Raw genomic sequence first — 19,272 nt, 5'->3', positions numbered from 1 at the left:
GGCCACCGACAGCGGAAGCCCGTCGAGACGTGGGCTCCGCCGCAATCGGAGCAGGCGCGGCCGGCGCCTCGGACGGCGGATCTCCACAGGCGCGTTGATGGGGAGTGATGCCAGGGTGAGGCAAACACGTTCGCTGGAAGGGGTCTTCACCCGTGCGGATCCAGAGCCTGCTCCACCTCCTGGTGACTCGCGCCGGCAGAGTGCCGCGCCGCCGCCGGGCGGGCCGCCTGTGCGCCGCCGTGTTCGCCGCCGCGCTCACCGCGGTGGGAGGCAGCTGTGCCTTCTCACACCAGGGGGACATCACCGGGACGGTTGACACCTCGGACCGGCGGATGCCGTCGGGAGTGACCATGGTGGGCCACACCTACCAGGTGCCCGATCCGCTGCCTGCCGCAGTGCCGGGCTCGCTGATCGCCTCGACGGACCACGGCCCCGATGCGCGGCTGGAGGGCGCGCGGCGCTGGACGGTGCTCTATCACTCGACCAACGCCCGCGGCGCGGACATTCCGGTCAGTGGCACGGTGCTGCTGCCACCCGGTGCCGCGCCCAGGGGCGGTTGGCCGGTGGTGTCCTGGGCACACGGAACGACCGGCGTGGCCGACGCCTGCGCGCCCTCCCAATCAGCGAATCTGGGCGCAGACGCCTTCGCTCAGGAGCTTCGCGCGTTCCTACGCGCCGGCTACGCGGTCACTGCCTCGGACTACCCCGGGCTGGGCACCCCTGCGGTGCACACCTACCTGGTCGGCGCGGACGAGGGCAACGCCGTCGCCGACATCGTCACCGCGGCCGGCCGGCTCGTGCCCGGCCTGTCACCGGTGTGGTTCGCGGTGGGGCACTCACAAGGGGGGCAGGCCGCGCTCTTCGCCGCCCACGCCCGGCGTCCGACGGCTGCGCAGCGCCTCGGCGCGGTGGTCGCCGTCGCGCCGGCCAGCCACCTGGAGGCGATGCTCGCCGGGGTGAAAGCCTCTCACGTGCCCAGCGAGCTGTCCTTCGCGTTCTACTCCCTGGCGGGACTGGCCGCCATCGACCCCTCGGTGAATCTGCGTTCGCTGTTGGGTCCCGCGGCCGCAGCGACCGCCTCCCACGTCCTCGCCGACTGCGTGACGGACAGCGATCCCGTGCTCAATGGCCTGGACACCGAGCGGATGCTGCCGCTGAGCGCGGAGCAGATGCGGCAGATGGGCGAGCGGATGGGCGCCTACGGCGACCCGGACCGCTCCGCCGTGCCCGTCCCCGCGCTGGTCATCCAGGGCAAGGCCGACCAGGACGTGCCGCCGGCCTGGACCGACGCGGTCGTTGCACACCTTCGTCGCCTGAGCTCGTCCGCCGTCCTCTACCGCACCTACCCTGGTGCGGGCCACAACCAGGTCCTCGGCCAGTCCGTCTGCGACGTCCTGGCCTACCTCCATGCCCACGGCGGGGCCCGCTCCGACGCGTGCACCACCTCGCGTACCGCCGCGAGATGAACCCGTCTGCCGCCACCGGCTTCGGCTTCCGACACAGTCCACGCACAGATACGACGTCGGCGCCGTCAGCAGCGCAGGCCCGCACTCGCGCGAGTCCGCTCCTGCGCGCCGGGCAGGAACAGCGACCGACGGATCGTCAGAGGTCTCTGGTGTCAGGGCGTGGCGTGCGGTCCGTCCGGGCGGTCACCACGGCGCAGGATCATCTCCCGGCTCAGCTCCTCGGTCTCCGGCACCGAGAGCCGCTCGAACCCGTCCTCGGTGATCACCGCCACGACCGGGAAGATACGGCGGTTCAGGTCGGGACCGCCGGTCGCCGAGTCGTCGTCGGCCGCGTCGTACAGCGCCTGCAGCGCGGCGAGGACGGCCTCGCGGCGGGTCAGGCCCGGCCGGTACAGCTTCTTCAGGGCGCCACGGGCGTACGGGGAGCCGGAGCCCTCGGCGTAGAAGTCGTCCTTCTCGTACAGGCCGCCGGCCGGGTCGAAGCCGAAGATGCGCCCGCGGCGGCCCTCGGATGCGCTGAGGTCGTACCCGGCGAGCAGCGGGACGACGGCGAGGCCCTGCATGGCCTGGGCGAGGTTCTGCCGGATCATGGTCGCGAGCCGGGTGGCCTTGCCGGCCAGGGTCATCGGGGTGCCCTCGATCTTCTCGAAGTGCGTCAGCTCGACCTGGTACAGGCGCACCATGTCCACGGCGAGACCGACGGTGCCGGCGAAGGCGACGGCCGTATGGTCGTCGGCGGGGTGCACCTTCTCCAGGTCGCGCTGGGCGATGAGGTTGCCCATGGTGGCCCTGCGGTCGCCGGCGATCAGGACGCCGTCGCCGTAGGTCAGGGCGAGGACGGTGGTGCCGTGCGGGAAGCTGTGCGGTGCCGTCCGCACCCCGGCGGGCAGCGGGGGCGCGGTGGGCAGCATCTCCGGTCGGTGCGCGGCGAGGAACTCGGTGAAGGACGACGTCCCCGGCGTGAAGAACGCCTCGTCCGGCAGCCCCGCTGTCCCGTTTCCCGGCATGGCTCTCCCCCTCCTGCTGCGGCATGCGACACCCGACTCCTACCTGAAGCGGGCCCGCGGGAAACTCCCCGTGTCTCACAGAGCCTTGCGCCGGACCAGCACCCCGAGCACCAGCAGGCCCGGGAGCAGGGGCAGCCAGACCGTCAGCAGCCGGTAGCCGAGCACGGCGGAGGCAGCGGCCGCGCCGGGGGCGCCGGAGACGGTGAGGGCCAGCGCGAGCGCCGCGTCCAGGGAGCCGAGTCCGCCCGGGGTGGGCAGCAGGGCGGCGGCGCTGCTGGCGGCGAGGTACAGCAGGGCCACCTGGAGCGGGGGCAGCGGCAGTCCGACGGCCCGGGTGACCGCGACGAGGACCGTGGAGTGGAGGGCGGCGAAGGCGAGGGAGCCGCCCCACAGGGCCGCCGCGCGGGCCGGACTGGCGTGCAGTGCGCGGATGTCGGCGAGTACGGCGGCGAGGGCACGGTGGCAGCGCGGCCACAGCGGGGTCGCGAGCAGCGCGCCCAGGAGGACGGCAGCCCCGAGTGCACCGAGGAGGGCGGTCGCGGAGAGGTCCGGCAGGCGCAGCAGGCCCGGGCAGAAGGGGGCGAGGAGCGCGATCAGCGTCAGGCGGACGACGGCGCCGGCGGTGGCCTTGACGGCGAGGGCGCTGGCGCTGCGCCCCGCGGGCAGTCCGCAGCGCATCAGGAAGCGCAGGTTGACCGCGCCCGCGCCGAGGCCGGCGGGGAGCAGGTGGTTGGCGGCGGAGGCGGCGAACTGGGCGGCGACCAGCCGGGGTCCGGGGAGCCGCCGCAGGACCGCGCCCTGCTGGGCCAGCGCCGAGGCCGCCCAGGTGCCGAGTGCCGCGGTCGCCCCGACCAGCATCCACCCCTGATCGGCCCCCGCCAGCCGCCCGGCCCCGCTCTCCAGCGCGGGCCAGTGCCGCCGGGCCAGGTACAGCCCGCCGAGCAGAACGGCGAGCAGCACACCGGCGTGCCAGTGCGCGCGGCGCCGGACGGGGATCGCAGCATCGTCCGGCGCGACGAGTTCCGTACCCGGGGACGTCATCGGCGGCCCCCGGGCACGGAGGAGTACGGCCGCTGTCCGCCGAGGGGTTCGGCCGGCCGGCCAAGGGCACGGCCGGGCATGCGCACCCCTGCCGGCACCGGCGGGGCGACCGAGGTCCCCCGGACGGCGGCGACGGCGCATGCACTGCCTGCGCGTGTCATCGGCCGCTCCCCGGTACGGAGTAGTACAGCCACTGTCCGTCGAGGGGTTCGGCCGGCCAGGCGCGGGCGTACGGCGGTGGCTGGGAGCCTGTTGGTACGAGTACGGCGACCGGCGTCCGGCGGGCGGCGGCGGCGATGCGGGCCGGGGTGCTGTTGGCGTCGGCGCCGTCGGTCACGGCCGAGGAGCAGCCGGTGTAGAAGGCGAGGGGAAGGGCGTCGTTGCCGGTGAGCAGGCAGGGCGGGCGGACGCCGAGCCGGTGCAGGGCGGTGGCGGTGCGGAACCAGGCCTTGTGGGCCTGGGTCGTGCGGTCCACCGTGTGCGTCAGGACGGCCAGTTGTACGGCCAGGTGGGCGGCGAGCCCGAGGCCGAGCAGAGGGGCGACGACCCGGCGGCGCGGTGCGGTGAGGAGATGTGCGAGCGCGTCGGCGACCGGGAGCGCGAGCAGGGCGTAGGCAGGGAGCAGGAAGCGGGGGGCCGCGTAGCCGATCAGGAACAGGTACGGGAAGGCGGCGCTCGCCGCGCAGGCGAGGGGGAGCGCCGTGGCGGCCGGGCGGCGGGCACGGACGGCGACGGCGAGTCCGAGCCCGGCGAGCACGGGCAGGACGAACCACCACGCGGTGATCAACGGATTCGGCAGGCCGCCGGTGCACGGTCGGCACAGCGTGTGGCCGCCGAGGCTGCGCAGTTGGTCGGTGACGGCGAAGTGCCAGCCGAGACCGCCCTGTATCGCCGAGCCCCGCGACAGCCGGTGGGCGAGGCCGCCGTAGCTCGTGTACGCCTCGATCACCCACTGGGCGGCGCCGGCCGCGAGCCCGGCGAGCAGCACCGACAGTGCCCGCCACCGGCGGCGGACGAGGCCGACGGCGAGGAGCGGCAGCACCGCCCAGACGGCGTCCATGGGCCGCATCCACGCCATCAGCGCACCGCTCGCCGCGAGGCCCCACAGCGCGGATCGCCCGGCGCCGGCACGCAGGAAGCAGCCGACGGCGGCCAGGGCGCCCACGGCGACCCAGTAGTTGGGCATGGCTTGCGGGCCGTAGAACAGGGTGATCCACAGGGAGGCGAAGAGGGCGCCGGCGAGGGCGAGCACGCGGGCCGGGAAGAGGCCGCGCCAGGCGTGCAGGGCCAGGAACAGGGCGAGGCCGGACAGCAGCGCGAGGTAGGTCCGCAGCAGTGCCGTGGAGGTGGACCAGGCGGCGACGGGCGCGACGAGCAGGGAAACTCCCCGGGCCCGGGGTGCGCTGAAGAAGGCGGCCGGGGCCTGGGGGCTGACCTGGCTGACGTACACCGTCTCGTCCCAGCCGAGGCCCATGCCGGGCCGGACGAGGAGCAGTTGGGCCAGGGTGAAGGCGGCCGCGACGGCGGCGAGCGGGGCAGTGGTGCGCGGTGCGCGGCCGGCGGACGTGCGGCGGCCGCGCTCGCGCCGTAGTCCGGCGAGTGTGGCGTGCGCGCTGCCGGCCATCATCACCCCTCTTGCCTCCGCAGCGTGCGGAGCCCTTGTCACCCTACAGCCTGTAGGGTCCAGCACGGAGCCGGGAGCATGTCGCCGCACGGTGACAACACCCTCGACCCCGGGGGAAAACACCGCCAAAGTACCCCGTATCGCTGGCTCTTGCCGGGCGGACGGGGCCATCCGGCCCACGCACTACGCGCTGTAAGGTTGGGGCATGGCTGGCACAGAGTCCCGCGGCAGGGCGGAGCGGAGAAGTGCCGGGGAGCTGGAGAGCGAGGTGCTGGCCGCACTGTGGGCCACCGAGCGGCCGCTGACCCCGGCGGAGATCCAGGCCGAGGTGGACGGGGCGCTCGCCTACAACACGGTGCACACGATCCTCAAACGCCTGTACGACAAGGGGCTGGTGCTGCGGGACGCGGACGGCCGGCGCGGTGCGTACCGGCCGGCGAAGAACGCGGCCGAGCTGACCGCCGAGGCGATGCACGAGGCCCTGGACCGGGGCCCGGACCCGATCGCCGCGTTGCAGCAGTTCGTCACCGGGCTGAGCCCCGCGGAGGAGCGGGCGCTGCGCGAACTGCTTGCCGGAGGCGGCGCATGAAGTTCGACGTGTACGGCCCGCTGGTGCTGTCGCCGCTGCCGGTGCTGGTCTGCCCGGTGCTCGCCCGCCGGGTCGCCCCTGCGCTCGCCGCGCGCGTGCTGGCGTCGGCCGCCGTGGTGACGGCGCTGGCCACCACCTGGTCGCTGGTGCTGCTGGCCGCCGCGCTGCTCGGGGACACACCGCCGGTGATCCGGGAGGCCCGCGAGCACGGGCACCGGGTGATGGATCCGGTGCCGGAGGCGATCGGGCTCGGCGCGTGTCTGGTGCTGCTGGTGGTCGCCGTACGGGTGCACCGGGCCGTGCGGGCCGAGCGGTCCACGCGGCGGGCGCTGCGCCGGCTGTGCGCGGGGCAGCCGGACGGCACCGAGCTGATCGTCGCCGCCTCCGAGGTGCCGCAGGCGTTCGCGATCCCGGGCCGGCCGGGCCGCATCCTGGTCACCTCGGCGATGCTGAGTGCACTGGCGCCGGCCGAGCGGCGGGTGCTGCTCGCGCACGAGCGCGCGCACCTCGTCCACCGGCACGGGGCGCTGGTCACGGCGGTGACGCTGGCCGCGGCGGCCAATCCGCTGCTGCGGCCGGTGCGTACGGCCGTGGCCTTCCTCGTGGAGCGCTGGGCGGACGAGCAGGCGGCGGCCACGGTCGGCGACCGCCGCGTCACCGCCCTCGCCCTGGCCCGGGCCGCCCTCACGGCGGGCCGCACCCGCGCCGCCTGCGCCCTGGGCTTCACCGACCGGGCCGTCACCCGCCGCATCGCGGCCCTCCAGACGACCCCGCCGCCCCGGCTGTGGGCCGCCGCGGCGGCCGTCCTCGCCCTGGCCACCCTGCCCGCCCTGCTCGCGGCCGACGCGACGGGCGACCTGCTGGGCCTGCTGTCCGGCACCCTGAACTGAGCCCCGACGACCGGCCGGGGCCCGCAGGACAAGCGGGGACCTTACGACCGCCCTCACCGCGCCAGCCCCACTCGCTGCCGGCACCACGGACGACCGGCTGGGGCTGACGACCGGCTGGGGCTACTGTCCGGCACCCTGAGCTGAGCCCGGCGACCGGCGAGTCGTCGGCGGCGCGCCGGCGACGCCCGCGGAGGTTCCCCCGCGGGACGAGCGGTACGCCGGGATCGTCGGCCCCGGCCTACCGGCACGCCCGGACTGCCCGCCCACCGTGCCGCAGGACGCCGTTCCCGAACAGTGACACCGCAGCCCCGTCGGCCGCCGTCAGGGCTGCCCCACCGGCGCGTACCGGCGCCGCCTCTCACCCCCCGTTCGGCACCCGGTGCAGGGGCTGTTCGGGGGTCGAGCGGCGGATCGGTGGGGGTACCGGGCGGACGGCCGGACCGTCGGGGGTCAGGGTCAGGGGGTCGCCGTGGTGGCGCAAGGTGAGCGGCGGGCCGTCCAGGAGCTCGTAGGTGGCCTTGTCCGCGCCGATGTCCACGCGCAGCGTGCGGCCGCGGAACTGGACGTGGAAGGCGAGCCGGCTCAGCCGCTCGGGCAGCCGGGGCGCGAACCGCAGGCTCTCCCCGTCGCGGCGCAGCCCGCCGAAGCCCGCCACCAGTGCCATCCAGGTCCCGGCCAGCGAGGCGATGTGCAGCCCGTCGCGGGTGTTGTGCTCCAGGTCCTGCAGATCCATCAGGGCCGCTTCCGCGGTGTAGGCGTAGGCGAGGTCCAGATGGCCGGTCCGGGCGGCCATGACGGCCTGGCAGCAGGCGGACAGGGAGGAGTCGCGGACGGTCAGCGGCTCGTAGTAGGCGAAGTTCCGGGCGATCTGCTCCTCGGCCGCCTTCCCGTCGCCGCGCTCGAAGAAGTCGCCGCAGGTGTACATGGCCAGCACCAGGTCGGCCTGCTTGACGACCTGTTTGCGGTAGAGGTCGAAGTAGGGGAAGTGCAGCAGCAGCGGGTACTGCTCGGCGCGGGTGCCGGCGAAGTCCCAGCGCTGGTAGCGGGTGAACCCGGCGTGCTGTTCGTGGACGCCGAGTTCGGCGTTGTAGGGGACGTGCATCGCCGCGGCGGCGTCCCGCCAGGCCGCGCTCTCCTCCGCGTCCACGCCGAGCCGGGCGGCCTGGTCCGGGTGGCGTTCGACGGCGTCGGCCGCGGCCATCAGGTTCTGCCGGGCCATCAGGTTGGTGTACGTGTTGTCGTCGGCGACCGCGCTGTACTCGTCGGGTCCGGTGACGCCGTCGATGTGGAAGACGCCGTGGGCGTCGTGGTGGCCCAGGGAGCGCCACAGCCGGGCCGTCTCCACCAGCAGCTCGGTGCCCACCTCACGCTCGAACGCGCCGTCGCCGGTGGCCTCGACGTACCGGACGACGGCGTCGGCTATCCCGGCGTTGACGTGGAAGGCGGCGGTGCCGGCCGGCCAGTACGCCGAGCCCTCCGGTCCGGCGATGGTCCGCCAGGGGAACGCGGCCCCGCCGAGGCCGAGTTGGGCCGCGCGCTCTCGGGCCTCGTCCAGGGTGTTGTGGCGCCAGCGCAGCGCCTCGGCGACGGCTGCGGGCGCGGTGTGGGTGAGGACGGGCAGCACGAACATCTCGGAGTCCCAGAAGGCGTGCCCGTCGTATCCGGAGCCGGTCAGGCCCTTCGCCGGGATCGCCCGCTGCTCGGCACGGGCGCCGGCCTGCAGGACGTGGAACAGGGCGAAGCGGACGGCCTGCTGGATCTCCTCGTCGCCCTCCACCTCGACGTCCGCGCGGGCCCAGAACGCGTCCAGGCAGGCCCGCTGGTCCGCGAGCAGCCCCTGCCAGCCGTCGTGCGCGGCGGCGGCGAGCGCGGCGTCGACCTGGTCGGCCATCGCGGGCAGCGAGCGGGCGCCGGACCAGCCGTGCGCGACCAGTTTCTCCACCCGCAGCGTCTGCCCGGGTTCCAGTACGGAGGTGACGGTGAGCCGGGCCACGTCGGTGCCGCTCTCGCTGCGGGTGGTGGTCCGCTCGGGGCCGCTGACGACGTGGTCGGCGGCGACGGCGACCCGCAGGCCGCTGCGCCGGGTGCGGTGCACCAGCCGCAGCCGGCTGCCGGCGGCGAGGTGGTCTTCCTGCTCCAGCGGCGACTGGAGCGCCATGGCCGCGCGCGGGTCGCCGTCGGACTCGGGCAGGGTCTCGTTGGCGACGAGCTCGGACTGGATGACGACCCGGCTGCGGCAGCCGACGGCCTGCACCTCGTACGCGACGGCGGCGACCGCGCGCTGGGTCAGCGACACCAGCCGGGTGGAGCGCACCCGGACCGTGGAGCCGGCCGGCGAGGTCCACTCGCAGGTCCGCTCCAGCACCCCGCGGCGCAGGTCCAGGACCCGCTCGTGGGTGACGAGTCGGCCGTAGCGCAGGTCGAACGGTTCGTCGTCCACGAGCAGCCGGAGGATCTTGCCGTTGGTGACGTTGATGACGGTCTGGCCGGACTCCGGGTAGCCGTACCCGGCTTCGGCGTACGGCAGCGGGTGTATCTCGTGCACGCCGTTGAGGTAGCTGCCGGGCAGGCCGTGCGGTTCGCCCTCGTCGAGGTTCCCGCGCCAGCCGACGTGGCCGTTGGACAGCGCGAACACGGACTCGCTCTGGGCGAGGACGTCGAGGTCGAGGGCGGTCTCGCGGACGGCCCAGGGCTCGACGGCGTACGACCGGTCGGTGATCACTGCTTGCCTCCCAGCTCGGCGAGGTCCTGGACGACGATGCTCGCGCCGTGCGCGTACAGCGCGTCGGCCTGGCCGACCCGGTCGACGCCGACGACGTATCCGAAGCCGCCCGCGCGGCCCGCGTCCATGCCGACCAGCGCGTCCTCGAAGACGGCGGCGTGGGACGGCTCGACGCCGAGGTCGCGGGCGGCGGCGAGGAAGGTGTCGGGGTGCGGCTTGCCCGGCAGGTGCCGTTCGGCGGCCACGACCCCGTCGATCCGTACGTCGAAGAAGTGCTCGGCGCCGACCGCGCGCAGCACGTCACGGCAGTTGGCGCTGGAGGAGACGATCGCCGTGCGCAGCCCCTCGGCGCGCACCGCCTCCAGATAGCGCAGGGTGCCCGCGTAGGCCTCCACGCCGCCGGTGCGGATCTTCTCAAGGAGCAGGAGGTTCTTGCGGTTGCCGACGCCGTGCACGGTGCGGGCGTCCGGCGGGTCCTCGGGGGTGCCCTCGGGCAGCTGGATGCCGCGTGAGGCGAGGAAGGCGCGCACGCCGTCGGCGCGGGGGCGGCCGTCGACGTACTCGTCGTAGTCGGCGACCGCGTCGAACGGCCGCCCCTGCGCGCCGTCGTAGTCGCGCAGGAACGGGTCGAAGGTCTCCTTCCAGGCGGCCGCGTGCACGAGGGCCGTCTTGGTCACGACCCCGTCGAGATCGAACAGGCAGGCCTGGATTGTGTCGGGCAGACCGAGCTGAGTCATACCCAGCACTGTTCCCCATGAGGCGCCGTCCAGTGGGTGGCGCACGCCACATGTGTGCGCGAACTCCTGGTGCACACTGTGCGGTGTGCCGCTGACCTTCGACGACCTCCTCGCCCGTGCCCGTGCCCTCGCCGGGGAGGGCCGGCGTGCCGTGCTCGGCATCGCGGGCAGCCCCGGTGCGGGCAAGACGACCCTCGCGGAGCATCTGGTGCGGGCCCTGAACGGGGACGGGCCGCCCTGGGCGGCGCATGTGCCGATGGACGGCTTCCACCTGGCCGACGCCGAACTGGACCGCCTGGGCCGCCGGGACCGCAAGGGCGCCCCGGACACCTTCGACGCGGCCGGCTACGCGGCACTGCTGCGCCGGCTGCACGAGGACACCGAGGAGGTCGTGTACGCGCCCGGCTTCGAGCGGGTCCTGGAGCAGCCGCTGGCGGGCGCGATACCGGTGGAGCCGGCGGCCCGGCTGGTGGTGACCGAGGGCAACTACCTGCTGCTGACCGAGGGTTCGTGGGCGCGGGTGCGGCCGTGCCTGGACGAGGCGTGGTTCTGCGAGCTCGCCGAGGAGGAGCGGATCCGCCGGCTGGTCGCCCGGCACGAGGAGTTCGGCAAGGGCCACGAGGAGGCGGTGGCCTGGGTGCTGGGCACGGACCAGCGCAACGCCGAGCTGGTGGAGACGACGCGGGGGCGGGCGGACCTGATCGTCCCGCCGACCGCGCTGCCCGGCATAGCCTGAGGTGCCGGCCGGTGAATCCCGGGAGGGCGTACGGCGGACGCCGAGCCGCTGCCGGCTGCTGAACCGGACCTCAGGCGGAGATGTCCAGCCGGGGTTCGCCCACCGGCTCGCCGAGCACGGCGGTGAACGCCTCCGTGCGCACGGTGAGTCCCTCCGGGCCCTCCTCGAAGACGGGCGCGAAGGCTCCCCCGGGCCCGTACCGTACGGCGAACACGTGCAGCCCGGCGGGGGCGCCCGGGGCCGGGTCGGCCTCCAGGGCGGTGGAGGAGATCAGGTGGCGCCAGCCCTCGTCCGGGTTGCCGTAGCCGCGCGGGTCGGCGGCGAGGGCGAACGCGGCCTGTTCCTGGGTGAGTTCGCCGCGGGCGTCGAAGTGGTCGTCGCCCGGCGCCGCCGGGTGCGTGAGGCGCAGACCGCCCGCCGCCGTGACCTGGCCTTCGGCGGTGCGGCGCACCCGGTCGCCGTCATCGGCGGCGTACGGCATTCCGGACAGCAGGTACGGCTCCCCGTCGAGGCGTTCCACGGCGACCGTGACCCACAGGCTGGTGCCGTCGGTGACGTACAGCGAGCGGACATGGCGCAGGACGTGGTCGCGGCCGACGACCGGTTTGGTGACCAGTTTGGCGGCGAGCCCGTCGGCACGGACGTCGCGGACGCGTACCTCGCCCATCGGGCGGCACAGCAGGAAGCCGTCGGTGACCGGGCCGAAGCCGTGCTGGCGGCGCACGGCGGCGGGCAGGTAGTAGGTGCCGGCGGCCTCGATCAGGGCGGGGGTCATCCGGCTGTCGAAGGCCACGGAGACCGTGCCGGAGCGCAGTTGGTGGCGGGCGGGGCCGGGGGACGGGGTGCGGTGCCAGCGGGTGGGGTCCTGGATCTGCCAGACGAGCATGAAGGCGAAGTGCCCGTCGATCCGGCCGTCGCCCTGCACGGCGTGCCGGCCCCAGCGGGTGTCGCCCCGGTAGCGGCCCAGGTCGGCGCCGATGCGCGCGCCGAAGTACCGCAGGCCCAGGACGGATTCGAAGCCGGAGTGCTGTTCGCTGTAGCGGGGTCCGCCGCAGTCGTAGCCGCCGCTGGTCAGCCGGGCGTCGAGATAGCGGGCAAGGGTGTCGCCGTCCTCGGCGAACATCTCCGCGCCGCTGACCCGGTGGGCCTGGGCGAGGAACGACAGGGAGATCGGGCCGTAGTTGTTGTCGTAGGCGCCGCCGTGCTCAGGCGGCAGCGATGCGCCCCGGTCACGGACCCGGTGGGCGCGGATCTCCTCGGCGTACAGGCGCAAGGCCCGTGCACGCACCAACTCCCCCTCGCTGTCCGGGAGATGGCGGGCGAGCATCAGGCCGCCGACCACACAGCCGATGGCCTGGTTGCCGGCCTCTTGCGGGTTGAAGAAGGTCGCCTCGGTCAGCCACTGCCAGTAGCCGTGCGCCAACTCCCTCAGTTCGGTGCGCTGTTCGCCGTCCACGAGGCCCTCGGCCGCGTCGAGGACGTTGACCGCCTGGAGCAGGGCCCAGACCGTGCTGGGCCAGTCGCCGATGGGGTGGGCGCCCGCTTCGAGGACGTAACGGGCGTACGGCAGGCCCGAGTTGGTGACGCGCAGGTTGGGGTAGCCGGGGTTGTCCTCGGTGTAGACGCGTTCGCGCAGGTGGAAGGCGAGGCTGGTGCGGACGGCCGCGGGGAGGCGGGGGTCCTTGCCGCGCTGCCAGGCGAGGGCGAGCAGGGAGGTGATGCCGAGCGAGGTGTCGCCGATGTCGTCGCCGGCGTCCGGGTGCTCAAGGTTGCCTTCCGGCGTGATCCGCGCGAGGGCCGCCTCGACGACGTCCGCGAGGACCGCGTCGTACGCCTCGGGGGTGTCGGGCAGGTCGTGCAGCGGGCCGAGCTGGCGGGGCAGATGCACGGGAGGGGGCGGGAGGTGCACGGGGATCAGCCCTTCATACCTGAGGTGGCCATGGCGTGGGTCGTCGGAGTCACACGGCAGGTGCGGGCCGGCGGGCGCGCAGTGCGACGGTCAGTGTGTGCGGGCCGTGTCCACCGATGTAGACGCGGTTCCCGGTCGTCGCGTCGGTGCCGCCCACCACGGTGTAGTCCTGACCGGGGTCGTACCGCAGTACGTCGCTGCGGTACGACCCGGCAAGCGGTTCGCCTGCCTCGACGTCGGCCTCGACCCGGATCTCGTCGTCACCGACCCGGTAGGTCATCGGCCCGGTCGTCAGGCACCAGCGTCCGTCACCGATCGGTACGGCGCCCTCCGGCACGCCGCCCGGCCGGAAGGTCAGTTCGAGGGCCCAGGGCACCGGCGGGCCGCTGATGTCGATCCGCAGGTCGGCCCCGTCCTCCCGCAGGTCGACCTCGACTCGGGTCGTGTGGGAGACCTCGTCCTCGGGGCGGTCGGGGAAGGCCATCGCCGCGGAGAAGCGGCCCTCGTCCACCAGACGGTAGGCGCCGTCGTCACGCCTGAGGTCCTTCGGGAGCGGCTGGTAGTAGGCGGTTGTGAGGGTTTCGGTGAGCCGGTACCGGTTGTCGGCGAGCTGTTCCATGTCTCCGGCGCGGAACGGGCCCATGTCGAAGAACCCCCGCGAGAGACGGACCGCGTCGAGGACGGCGTCGCCGGCGAACAGGCGCAGGAAGGTGGGGTTGCAGGCGAGGCCCGAGCGGATGCGCCGGTGCTCGGGCACGTCGGAGCCGCCGTACACCACGGTGTGCGCGGTGGCCGAGGCGTGTGCGGCGAGGCGTGCGGTGGGGAGGTACCGGTCGCGCGGGAGCTTCTCCGCGTCCGGGGCCGGCAGGGCGCGGCACAGATCCGGGGTGAGGAGGGTCTGGGCGAGCAGGTCGGGGTCGTTGATGCCGTCGGCCGCCGCCAGGCGGGCCGCGCGGGCGAAGTCGCCCCGGCCGGTGCGGATCGCGAGCAGCCGGTAGTGCGGCAGGTAGGGCCACAACGGGAACGAATGGCTCTGGTCCTGGCGGCGCGAGTGGACGGTCTCCACCGTGCCGTCCGGCCTGATCAGGTCCAGGGTCGCGGCGAGGTTGCGTTCGACGGCGTCCAGCAGGTCGGTACGCCCGAGCACCTCGGCCAGCAACAGCAGCGACGGGTTGGTGACGATGGACGCGTAGACGGCGCTGCGTTCCGAGTACAGGCCCTCCGCGTCGATGTCGACGCCCTCGGCGAGCCACTCCTCGGCGCGGGCGAGCAGCCGGTCGTCCGGGAACGAGCGGTGCAGTCGGGCCAGCGCCGCGGACAGCTCCCAGCGGTGGTTCGGGGTGTGCACCCCGCCGGTCAGGAGAGGGCCGGTGGCGGCGCCCGCGATGTCGGCGAGCGCCGCCGTGACGTCGGCCAGTTCCGGCCCCGCGCCCGCGGCGAGGACGTGCGCGTCGCACACGTCGTTGACGGTGAACGCGGAGTCCGGCGGCGACTGCACGTTGTCGCCGCCCGCGAAGAGGCCGGAGGCCGTCTGCACGGACCGCAGGGCACGGAGGTGGGTCAGCGCGGCGGCGACGGCCCGCTCGCTGCCGTGCAGGGCCGACTCCGGCGAGAGGTACGCCGCGACCAGGGTCTTCACCCGCCGGGCCAGGGCGCGGTGCGGCTCAATGAATTCCGCCGATGGGTCGGCCGACCCGTCGGCGGCGAGCGCCGCTGCGCGGACGAACTCGTGGTCGAACCCAGTGGGCAAGGTCAGTCCTTCAGTCCGGCATTGATGTCGGCGCCCATGACGTAGCGCTGGAAGACCAGGAAGATGACGATCAGCGGGATCATGGAGATGACCGATGCGCCGAGCAGGACCGACCAGTTGATGTTCTGCGCGCCGACGATGCTCTGGATGCCGATCTGCACGGTGAACTTGCTGGGGTCGTTGAGCATCAGCAGCGGCCAGATGTAGTCGTTCCAGCGCCACTGGAAGGACAGGATGGCGAGGGTCAGCATGATGGGCCGGGAGAGCGGCACCATGATCCGCAGGAAGATCGACAGTTCGCGGGCGCCGTCGATGCGTGCGGCTTCCACGAGTTCGTCGGGGACCGTCAGGAAGAACTGGCGGAACATGAAGCATCCGGTCGCGGTGAGCACGGCCGGGAGGATGATGCCGGTGAACGAGTTGTAGAGGCCGAGGTTGCGGACCACCAGGAACTCCGGGGCGAGCATGACCTCGCCCGGCAGCATCGTGGTGGCCAGGATGCAGATGAAGAACGCCTTGAGCCACTTGTTGTCGTACTTGGCCAGCGCGTACCCGGTGCAGCAGCTGGCTGCCACCGTGAGGACCGTCGTGATCACGCACACGAGGGTCGTGTTGATGAAGTACTGGGAGAAGTTGGCGCTGCGCCACGCCGTCAGGTAACCCGACAGGGTGGGGTGGTGCGGAACCAGCGTCAGCGGATAGGAGAACAAGTCCCCGGCCGGTTTGAGGGAGCTGAGGATGAACCACAGCACCGGCAGCCCGTAGAGGCACGCCAGGAGCCACAGGAGTGTCGTCGCGGGTATCGCCCGCCGGAGCCCACCGCCGCCCTCGCTGCGGGGCCGCTTCTTGGAGTCGGCCCGTCCGGGATCGGCGTCGACCGGGCGTGCCATGTCTGTGGTTGTCATCGGTTCTCCACCCGCCGGTTGACGATCAGCTGGATGATCGCGACGGCCATCAGGATGAGCATGAGCACGAATGACGCGGCGCTCGCGTAGCCGATCTGGCCCCGTTGGAAGCCGGTCTGATAGATGTACTGGACAAGCAGGTTGTTCGACGTTCCGGGTCCGCCGTTGTTGAGGGAGACGAACAGCGGGTATTCCTTCATCGCGTTGATCGTGTTGAGCAGGATGACGATGAACGAGGTGGGCGCGATGCTCGGCAGCGTGATGCTGATGAACTGGCGCCACGGACCGGCGCCGTCGAGCGCGGCCGCCTCGTAGTACGACACCGGTACGTTCTTGATCGCCGCGATGAACAGCAGCATCGAGAAGCCCGTCCAGGCCCAGGATGCCGCCATCACCACCACCAGCAGCGACAGGTCCGCGTTCGACTGCCACGGAATCGCGTGCCCGCCGAGCTTCTCGACGACGTAGTTGACCAGTCCGAAGTTCTCGCCGAACAGCCACCGCCACAGGACGCCCACGACGATGGGCGACAGCAGCCACGGGATGAAGAAGACGACACGGGCGACCGACGTGCCCTTGGCGTGCTTGCTCACCAGCACGTTGGCGATGAGCAGCGAGAGCGCGAAGTTCAGCGGAACGAAGAGGACGGTGTACAGCAGCGTCCGGGTCAGCGCGTCGTAGAAGGAGGAGTCCCCGAACAGATTGCTGTAGTTGTCCAGTCCGATGAACTGGAACGCGCCCACGCCTGTGTAGTTCGTGAAGGAGTAGACGAGCCCGATCACCGCCGGCCAGACGAAGAACAGCGCGAAGAGCACGACATTGGCCGCGATGAGGACGAGCGGCGCGAGGGTGTAGCGGCTGCGTCTCCTGGGCGAGCTCACGGACACGTCCGAGGCGCGTTTTGTCATCTTCCTGACTCCGTGCTGGTGGAATGGGTTCCTGTGGGCTCACGCCATGAGCCCGGCGTCACGTGGGCGAACAGGGCCGGGCGGCAGTGTCTCGACCCCGCCGCCCGGCCCTGTGGTCTACGATCCGCCGCCGACCTGCTGGTTGTAGCCGGCCACGATGTTCTCCAGGGCCTTGTCGGCCGACTGCTGGCCGTTGACCGCCTTGCCGAGCTCCGTCTTGGTCGGGTCGGTGGTGAGGCTCTTGCCCTTCAGCACCCAGTTCGTCTGCGCGTTGTTGAAGTACCCGGAGATCGGGGCGTAGAGCGGGATCTCCTGGTTGTACAGCTTGAACGCCGCCTGCGCCGCCTCGGAGGTGAAGGGGTACTTCGGGTTCAGGCCGCTCTCGACCGGGAGGAACCCGGAGGTCTCGACCAGCTCGGTGTACTGCTTGGGCGCGTACACCCAGGCCAGGAACTTCTGCGCGGCGGTGGCCGCGGCGCCGTTGTTGTTGAAGCCGACCATCATGCCGCCGCTGTTGACGTCGCTCGCCTGGACCGGCTCGGCGGGCGTGGGGACGCTCGCCCAGTCGAACTTCTTGATGCTCTCCGCGAAGGCGGGAACCTGCCACACGCCGGACCAGTAGGCGACCACGTCACCGCTCTGGAACATGGCCGACGGGTCGGCGCCGCTGGTCCACACCGACTTCGGCATGGTCTTGTCGTCGTTCAGTCCGACGAAGAAGTTCACGGCCTTCTTGGTCGCGGCGTCCACCGAGAACGTGCCGGAGGAGTCCGCGTGGACATACTGCCCGCCCATCTCGTACACCATGGCGCGGAGCCGGGACGGCGACTGGTCGAACGTCAGGGAGTACTTGGCGCCGGTCTTCTCCCGGACCTGGTTCGCCGCCTTGATGAAGTCGGTCCAGGTCCAGGTCTTCTGGGGCGAGGTCGGGAAGGAGACGCCGGCCTTCTTGAACAGCGTCTCGTTGATGTACAGGCCGGACGCGGTGACGTCCGAGGGGATGGACAGCACCTTCCCGGACGAGTCCTTGGCGAGGAAGTTGCCGTTGATGTTGTTGCTCTTGTCGTTGGCGATGGAGCTGAGGTCGATCAGCTTGTTCGACCAGATCGGGTCCAGCGCGGGCACGTCCGCCACGTCGGGCAGAGCGTTCGCCTGCGCGGCGTTGTGCAGCTTCGTCGGGTAGCCGTCGTAGGGGATGTTGACGAGCTTGACGTCGACGCCGGCTTCCTGCTTGTACTGCGCCACCAGCTTCTTCCAGCCCGCGTCCTGCCCCGGGACCGTGGAGATCCAGAACGTCAGCGACTTGGAGTTCCCGCCCGAGCCGGACCCCGACCCGCCGCAGGCGGAGAGCAGAAGGGCACCTGCCGCGGCAGCGGCAGCGAGGGGAACCATCCGGCGTATGCCGCGGCGGCCGAGTCGGCGGGAGCGCCGCACACCCACACTGGTCATCTTCGATCCCTTTTCGTCGTAGGGGACGGAGCACGGCGCCGACCGAGGCGGCACGGGTGCATTTTGCAGGAAATTTCGCTTTCCGGGGGCGCGGCCTCGCCCGGCCTCGCCGCCTTGAGCGGGTGAGGTCCCCGGCCATGAGGGCCGTCGTCGCACAAGCACGCCCTCGTGCGGCTGCCGTACTTCGCGTACCGGCGGGAGGCTCACCCGGAGTCGGCGTTCCCGGCCGACTTAGAAAGCGCTTGTCCGGACATTGACAGAGCGAGCCGGAAGCCGTCAATGCCTCCATCGCGCGGGCTCGGTCACGGTTCGGACACCTCGGGCCACCGCGAGCCGGGCCGCGCCCACCACGGTGCCGAGATCGCCGACCGTGCTGCTGACCACCTCGGTGGGCCAGCTCAGCCGGGCCAGCTCGGCCCGCACCCCGGGCAGGAGCTGCGGGTCCGCGCCGGTGCTGCCACCGAGCACGATCAGCCCCGGGTCCAGTACGGCGGCCACGGCGGCGGCCAGCCGGCCCACGTCGGCGGCGTGGGCGTCGACCACGGCACGGGCCGGTCCCTGCCCTCCGCCGGCCAGCGCGAACAGACGCTCGGTGGTCTTCGGGCACGGCCCGTTCGCGTCCGGTGCGTCCCGCCAGGCCTCGGCGGCGCGGCGCAGCAGGGAGTGCGCGCCCATGTACTCCTCCAGGGCCTCCAGGCGCGGCTCGCGGCCCTCGTCCCAGGGGTAGGGCAGCCGGGCCAGCTCGCCGGCCGCGCCGTTCGCCCCGCGCAGCACCTGGCCGCCGACGACGATGCCGAGGCCGACGCCCACACCGACCCGCAGATAGCCGAAGGTGCCCCGACCCCGGGCGGCACCCTCGTGCAGCTCGGCGAGGGCGGCGCAGTTGACGTTGTTCTCCAGGTGGACCGGCACGCCCGGGGGCAGCGCGACGGCCACGGCGTCGAAGACCGGGCCCGCCTTGGCGGTCGCCGGACGCTCTCCGGAGCTCTCCGTGGCCGGTGCGCTGACGTCGCCGATCGCGACGACGATGGCCCGCAGCGGGGCCGTGGCGGGCAGCGCGTCGAGGGCTTCGGTCACCGCGTCCGCGGCCCCGGCCCGGGAGCCGGTGGCCTCCGCGAGCAGCGTGCCGTCCAGGGCGCAGCCCCGGACCCGGGTGAGGTCCGGGCCGAGATCGACGGCCAGGACCGCGCCGGCCTCCGGCCCGAGCCGGTAGACGGCGGCGGTGCGGCCGGTGCCGCTGGAGGCGGTGCCGGAGTGAGCGGCGAGCCCGGCGCTCTCCAGCTCCGCGACGGCGGAGGACACCGTCGGTTTGGACAGGCGGGCCAGGCTCGCCAGTTGCGGCCGGGTCGCGCTGCCCGCCTCGGCGAGCACGGCGAAGACCGCGCTCGCGCTCTCGGTCAGCCGGGGCGCAGCCACCACGTCGTGTTCCACGGTTCTCCCACTAGGTCGTCGCGAGGACTCTTGACGCACTGTACTTCGTTAGTTAATTTCCTAACGAACTTCACGGTACTCGCCTGCCGTACTCCGCCAGAGGCCCGT

Annotated in this window: 15 protein-coding genes; 4 read left to right on the top strand and 11 right to left on the bottom strand. The window is 72.9% G+C overall.

What is annotated here, in order from left to right; translation table 11 throughout:
- The first annotated feature begins 152 nt into the window (after nucleotides 1–152).
- Nucleotides 153–1,466 (top strand): S9 family peptidase, encoded by a 1,314-nt coding sequence (locus LE548_RS16840; protein ID WP_225097664.1) that lies wholly within the window; start codon nucleotides 153–155, stop codon nucleotides 1,464–1,466.
- A gap of 152 nt (nucleotides 1,467–1,618) precedes the next feature.
- Here LE548_RS16840 and prcB read toward each other — a convergent pair whose 3' ends face one another.
- The 3 genes from prcB to LE548_RS16825 form a co-directional block, all read right to left on the bottom strand.
- Nucleotides 1,619–2,473: a proteasome subunit beta gene (gene prcB, locus LE548_RS16835; RefSeq protein WP_225097663.1), complete on the bottom strand. Its 855-nt coding sequence runs from the start codon at nucleotides 2,471–2,473 to the stop codon at nucleotides 1,619–1,621.
- Between the two features lie 75 nt (nucleotides 2,474–2,548).
- On the bottom strand, nucleotides 2,549–3,514 hold the full coding sequence (locus tag LE548_RS16830) for a lysylphosphatidylglycerol synthase domain-containing protein (protein WP_225097662.1): 966 nt from the start codon (nucleotides 3,512–3,514) through the stop codon (nucleotides 2,549–2,551).
- Nucleotides 3,515–3,671: 157 nt separating this feature from the next.
- Nucleotides 3,672–5,138, bottom strand: coding sequence for a hypothetical protein (locus LE548_RS16825; protein ID WP_225097661.1), 1,467 nt, complete (start codon nucleotides 5,136–5,138; stop codon nucleotides 3,672–3,674).
- Nucleotides 5,139–5,343: 205 nt separating this feature from the next.
- On the opposite strand from LE548_RS16825, the gene LE548_RS16820 reads away from it, so the two are divergent.
- On the top strand, nucleotides 5,344–5,727 hold the full coding sequence (locus LE548_RS16820; RefSeq protein ID WP_225097660.1) for a BlaI/MecI/CopY family transcriptional regulator: 384 nt from the start codon (nucleotides 5,344–5,346) through the stop codon (nucleotides 5,725–5,727).
- Nucleotides 5,724–6,617, top strand: coding sequence for a M56 family metallopeptidase (locus LE548_RS16815; protein WP_225097659.1), 894 nt, complete (start codon nucleotides 5,724–5,726; stop codon nucleotides 6,615–6,617). The genes LE548_RS16820 and LE548_RS16815 overlap by 4 nt, the downstream gene beginning before the upstream one ends.
- 358 nt (nucleotides 6,618–6,975) lie before the next feature.
- Here LE548_RS16815 and LE548_RS16810 read toward each other — a convergent pair whose 3' ends face one another.
- Both LE548_RS16810 and LE548_RS16805 read right to left on the bottom strand, forming a co-directional pair.
- Nucleotides 6,976–9,339 carry a glycoside hydrolase family 65 protein gene (locus LE548_RS16810; RefSeq protein ID WP_225097658.1) on the bottom strand — a complete coding sequence of 788 codons (2,364 nt, stop codon included), beginning with the start codon at nucleotides 9,337–9,339 and terminating at the stop codon, nucleotides 6,976–6,978.
- Nucleotides 9,336–10,076 (bottom strand): HAD family phosphatase, encoded by a 741-nt coding sequence (locus LE548_RS16805; RefSeq protein WP_225097657.1) that lies wholly within the window; start codon nucleotides 10,074–10,076, stop codon nucleotides 9,336–9,338. Before LE548_RS16805 ends, LE548_RS16810 begins: the two co-directional genes overlap by 4 nt.
- 85 nt (nucleotides 10,077–10,161) lie before the next feature.
- On the opposite strand from LE548_RS16805, the gene LE548_RS16800 reads away from it, so the two are divergent.
- The gene (locus LE548_RS16800; protein ID WP_225097656.1) at nucleotides 10,162–10,812 is read left to right on the top strand and encodes a nucleoside/nucleotide kinase family protein; all 651 of its coding nucleotides are present in this window, start codon (nucleotides 10,162–10,164) and stop codon (nucleotides 10,810–10,812) included.
- A 70-nt stretch (nucleotides 10,813–10,882) separates the two neighbouring features.
- Here LE548_RS16800 and LE548_RS16795 read toward each other — a convergent pair whose 3' ends face one another.
- The 6 genes from LE548_RS16795 to LE548_RS16770 all read right to left on the bottom strand — a co-directional run bounded on the left by LE548_RS16795 (nucleotide 10,883) and on the right by LE548_RS16770 (nucleotide 19,164).
- Nucleotides 10,883–12,700, bottom strand: coding sequence for a hypothetical protein (locus LE548_RS16795; RefSeq protein ID WP_225097784.1), 1,818 nt, complete (start codon nucleotides 12,698–12,700; stop codon nucleotides 10,883–10,885).
- A gap of 70 nt (nucleotides 12,701–12,770) precedes the next feature.
- Entirely contained in the window at nucleotides 12,771–14,471 is a 1,701-nt protein-coding gene (locus LE548_RS16790) for a hypothetical protein (protein WP_225097655.1), read from the bottom strand.
- A 2-nt stretch (nucleotides 14,472–14,473) separates the two neighbouring features.
- Complete coding sequence (locus tag LE548_RS16785) at nucleotides 14,474–15,376, bottom strand: carbohydrate ABC transporter permease (protein WP_225097654.1); 903 nt, start codon at nucleotides 15,374–15,376, stop codon at nucleotides 14,474–14,476.
- Nucleotides 15,373–16,284 (bottom strand): carbohydrate ABC transporter permease, encoded by a 912-nt coding sequence (locus tag LE548_RS16780; protein WP_225097653.1) that lies wholly within the window; start codon nucleotides 16,282–16,284, stop codon nucleotides 15,373–15,375. The genes LE548_RS16785 and LE548_RS16780 overlap by 4 nt, the downstream gene beginning before the upstream one ends.
- Nucleotides 16,285–16,401: 117 nt before the next feature.
- Nucleotides 16,402–17,733, bottom strand: a complete 1,332-nt coding sequence (locus tag LE548_RS16775; protein ID WP_225097652.1) for an extracellular solute-binding protein — start codon at nucleotides 17,731–17,733, stop codon at nucleotides 16,402–16,404.
- Between the two features lie 276 nt (nucleotides 17,734–18,009).
- Entirely contained in the window at nucleotides 18,010–19,164 is a 1,155-nt protein-coding gene (locus LE548_RS16770) for an ROK family transcriptional regulator (protein WP_225097651.1), read from the bottom strand.
- Nucleotides 19,165–19,272: the final 108 nt, after the last annotated feature.

It is taken from the genome of Streptomyces sp. CoH27, from assembly GCF_020181035.1.
Taxonomy (GTDB): Bacteria; Actinomycetota; Actinomycetes; order Streptomycetales; family Streptomycetaceae; genus Streptomyces; species Streptomyces camelliae.
The sequence above is the reverse complement of the archived record's forward strand: the minus strand, read 5'-3'. Positions and strand labels throughout refer to the sequence as shown.

Excerpts from the sequence above, each read along its gene's own strand:
- LE548_RS16820 (WP_225097660.1), top strand. The coding sequence starts at position 5,344 with ATGGCTGGCACAGAGTCCCGCGGCAGGGCGGAGCGGAGAAGTGCCGGG.
- LE548_RS16825 (WP_225097661.1), bottom strand. The coding sequence starts at position 5,138 with ATGGCCGGCAGCGCGCACGCCACACTCGCCGGACTACGGCGCGAGCGC.
- LE548_RS16775 (WP_225097652.1), bottom strand. The coding sequence starts at position 17,733 with ATGACCAGTGTGGGTGTGCGGCGCTCCCGCCGACTCGGCCGCCGCGGC.
- LE548_RS16805 (WP_225097657.1), bottom strand. The coding sequence starts at position 10,076 with ATGACTCAGCTCGGTCTGCCCGACACAATCCAGGCCTGCCTGTTCGAT.
- prcB (WP_225097663.1), bottom strand. The coding sequence starts at position 2,473 with ATGCCGGGAAACGGGACAGCGGGGCTGCCGGACGAGGCGTTCTTCACG.
- LE548_RS16815 (WP_225097659.1), top strand. The coding sequence starts at position 5,724 with ATGAAGTTCGACGTGTACGGCCCGCTGGTGCTGTCGCCGCTGCCGGTG.
- LE548_RS16785 (WP_225097654.1), bottom strand. The coding sequence starts at position 15,376 with ATGACAACCACAGACATGGCACGCCCGGTCGACGCCGATCCCGGACGG.
- LE548_RS16830 (WP_225097662.1), bottom strand. The coding sequence starts at position 3,514 with ATGACGTCCCCGGGTACGGAACTCGTCGCGCCGGACGATGCTGCGATC.
- LE548_RS16780 (WP_225097653.1), bottom strand. The coding sequence starts at position 16,284 with ATGACAAAACGCGCCTCGGACGTGTCCGTGAGCTCGCCCAGGAGACGC.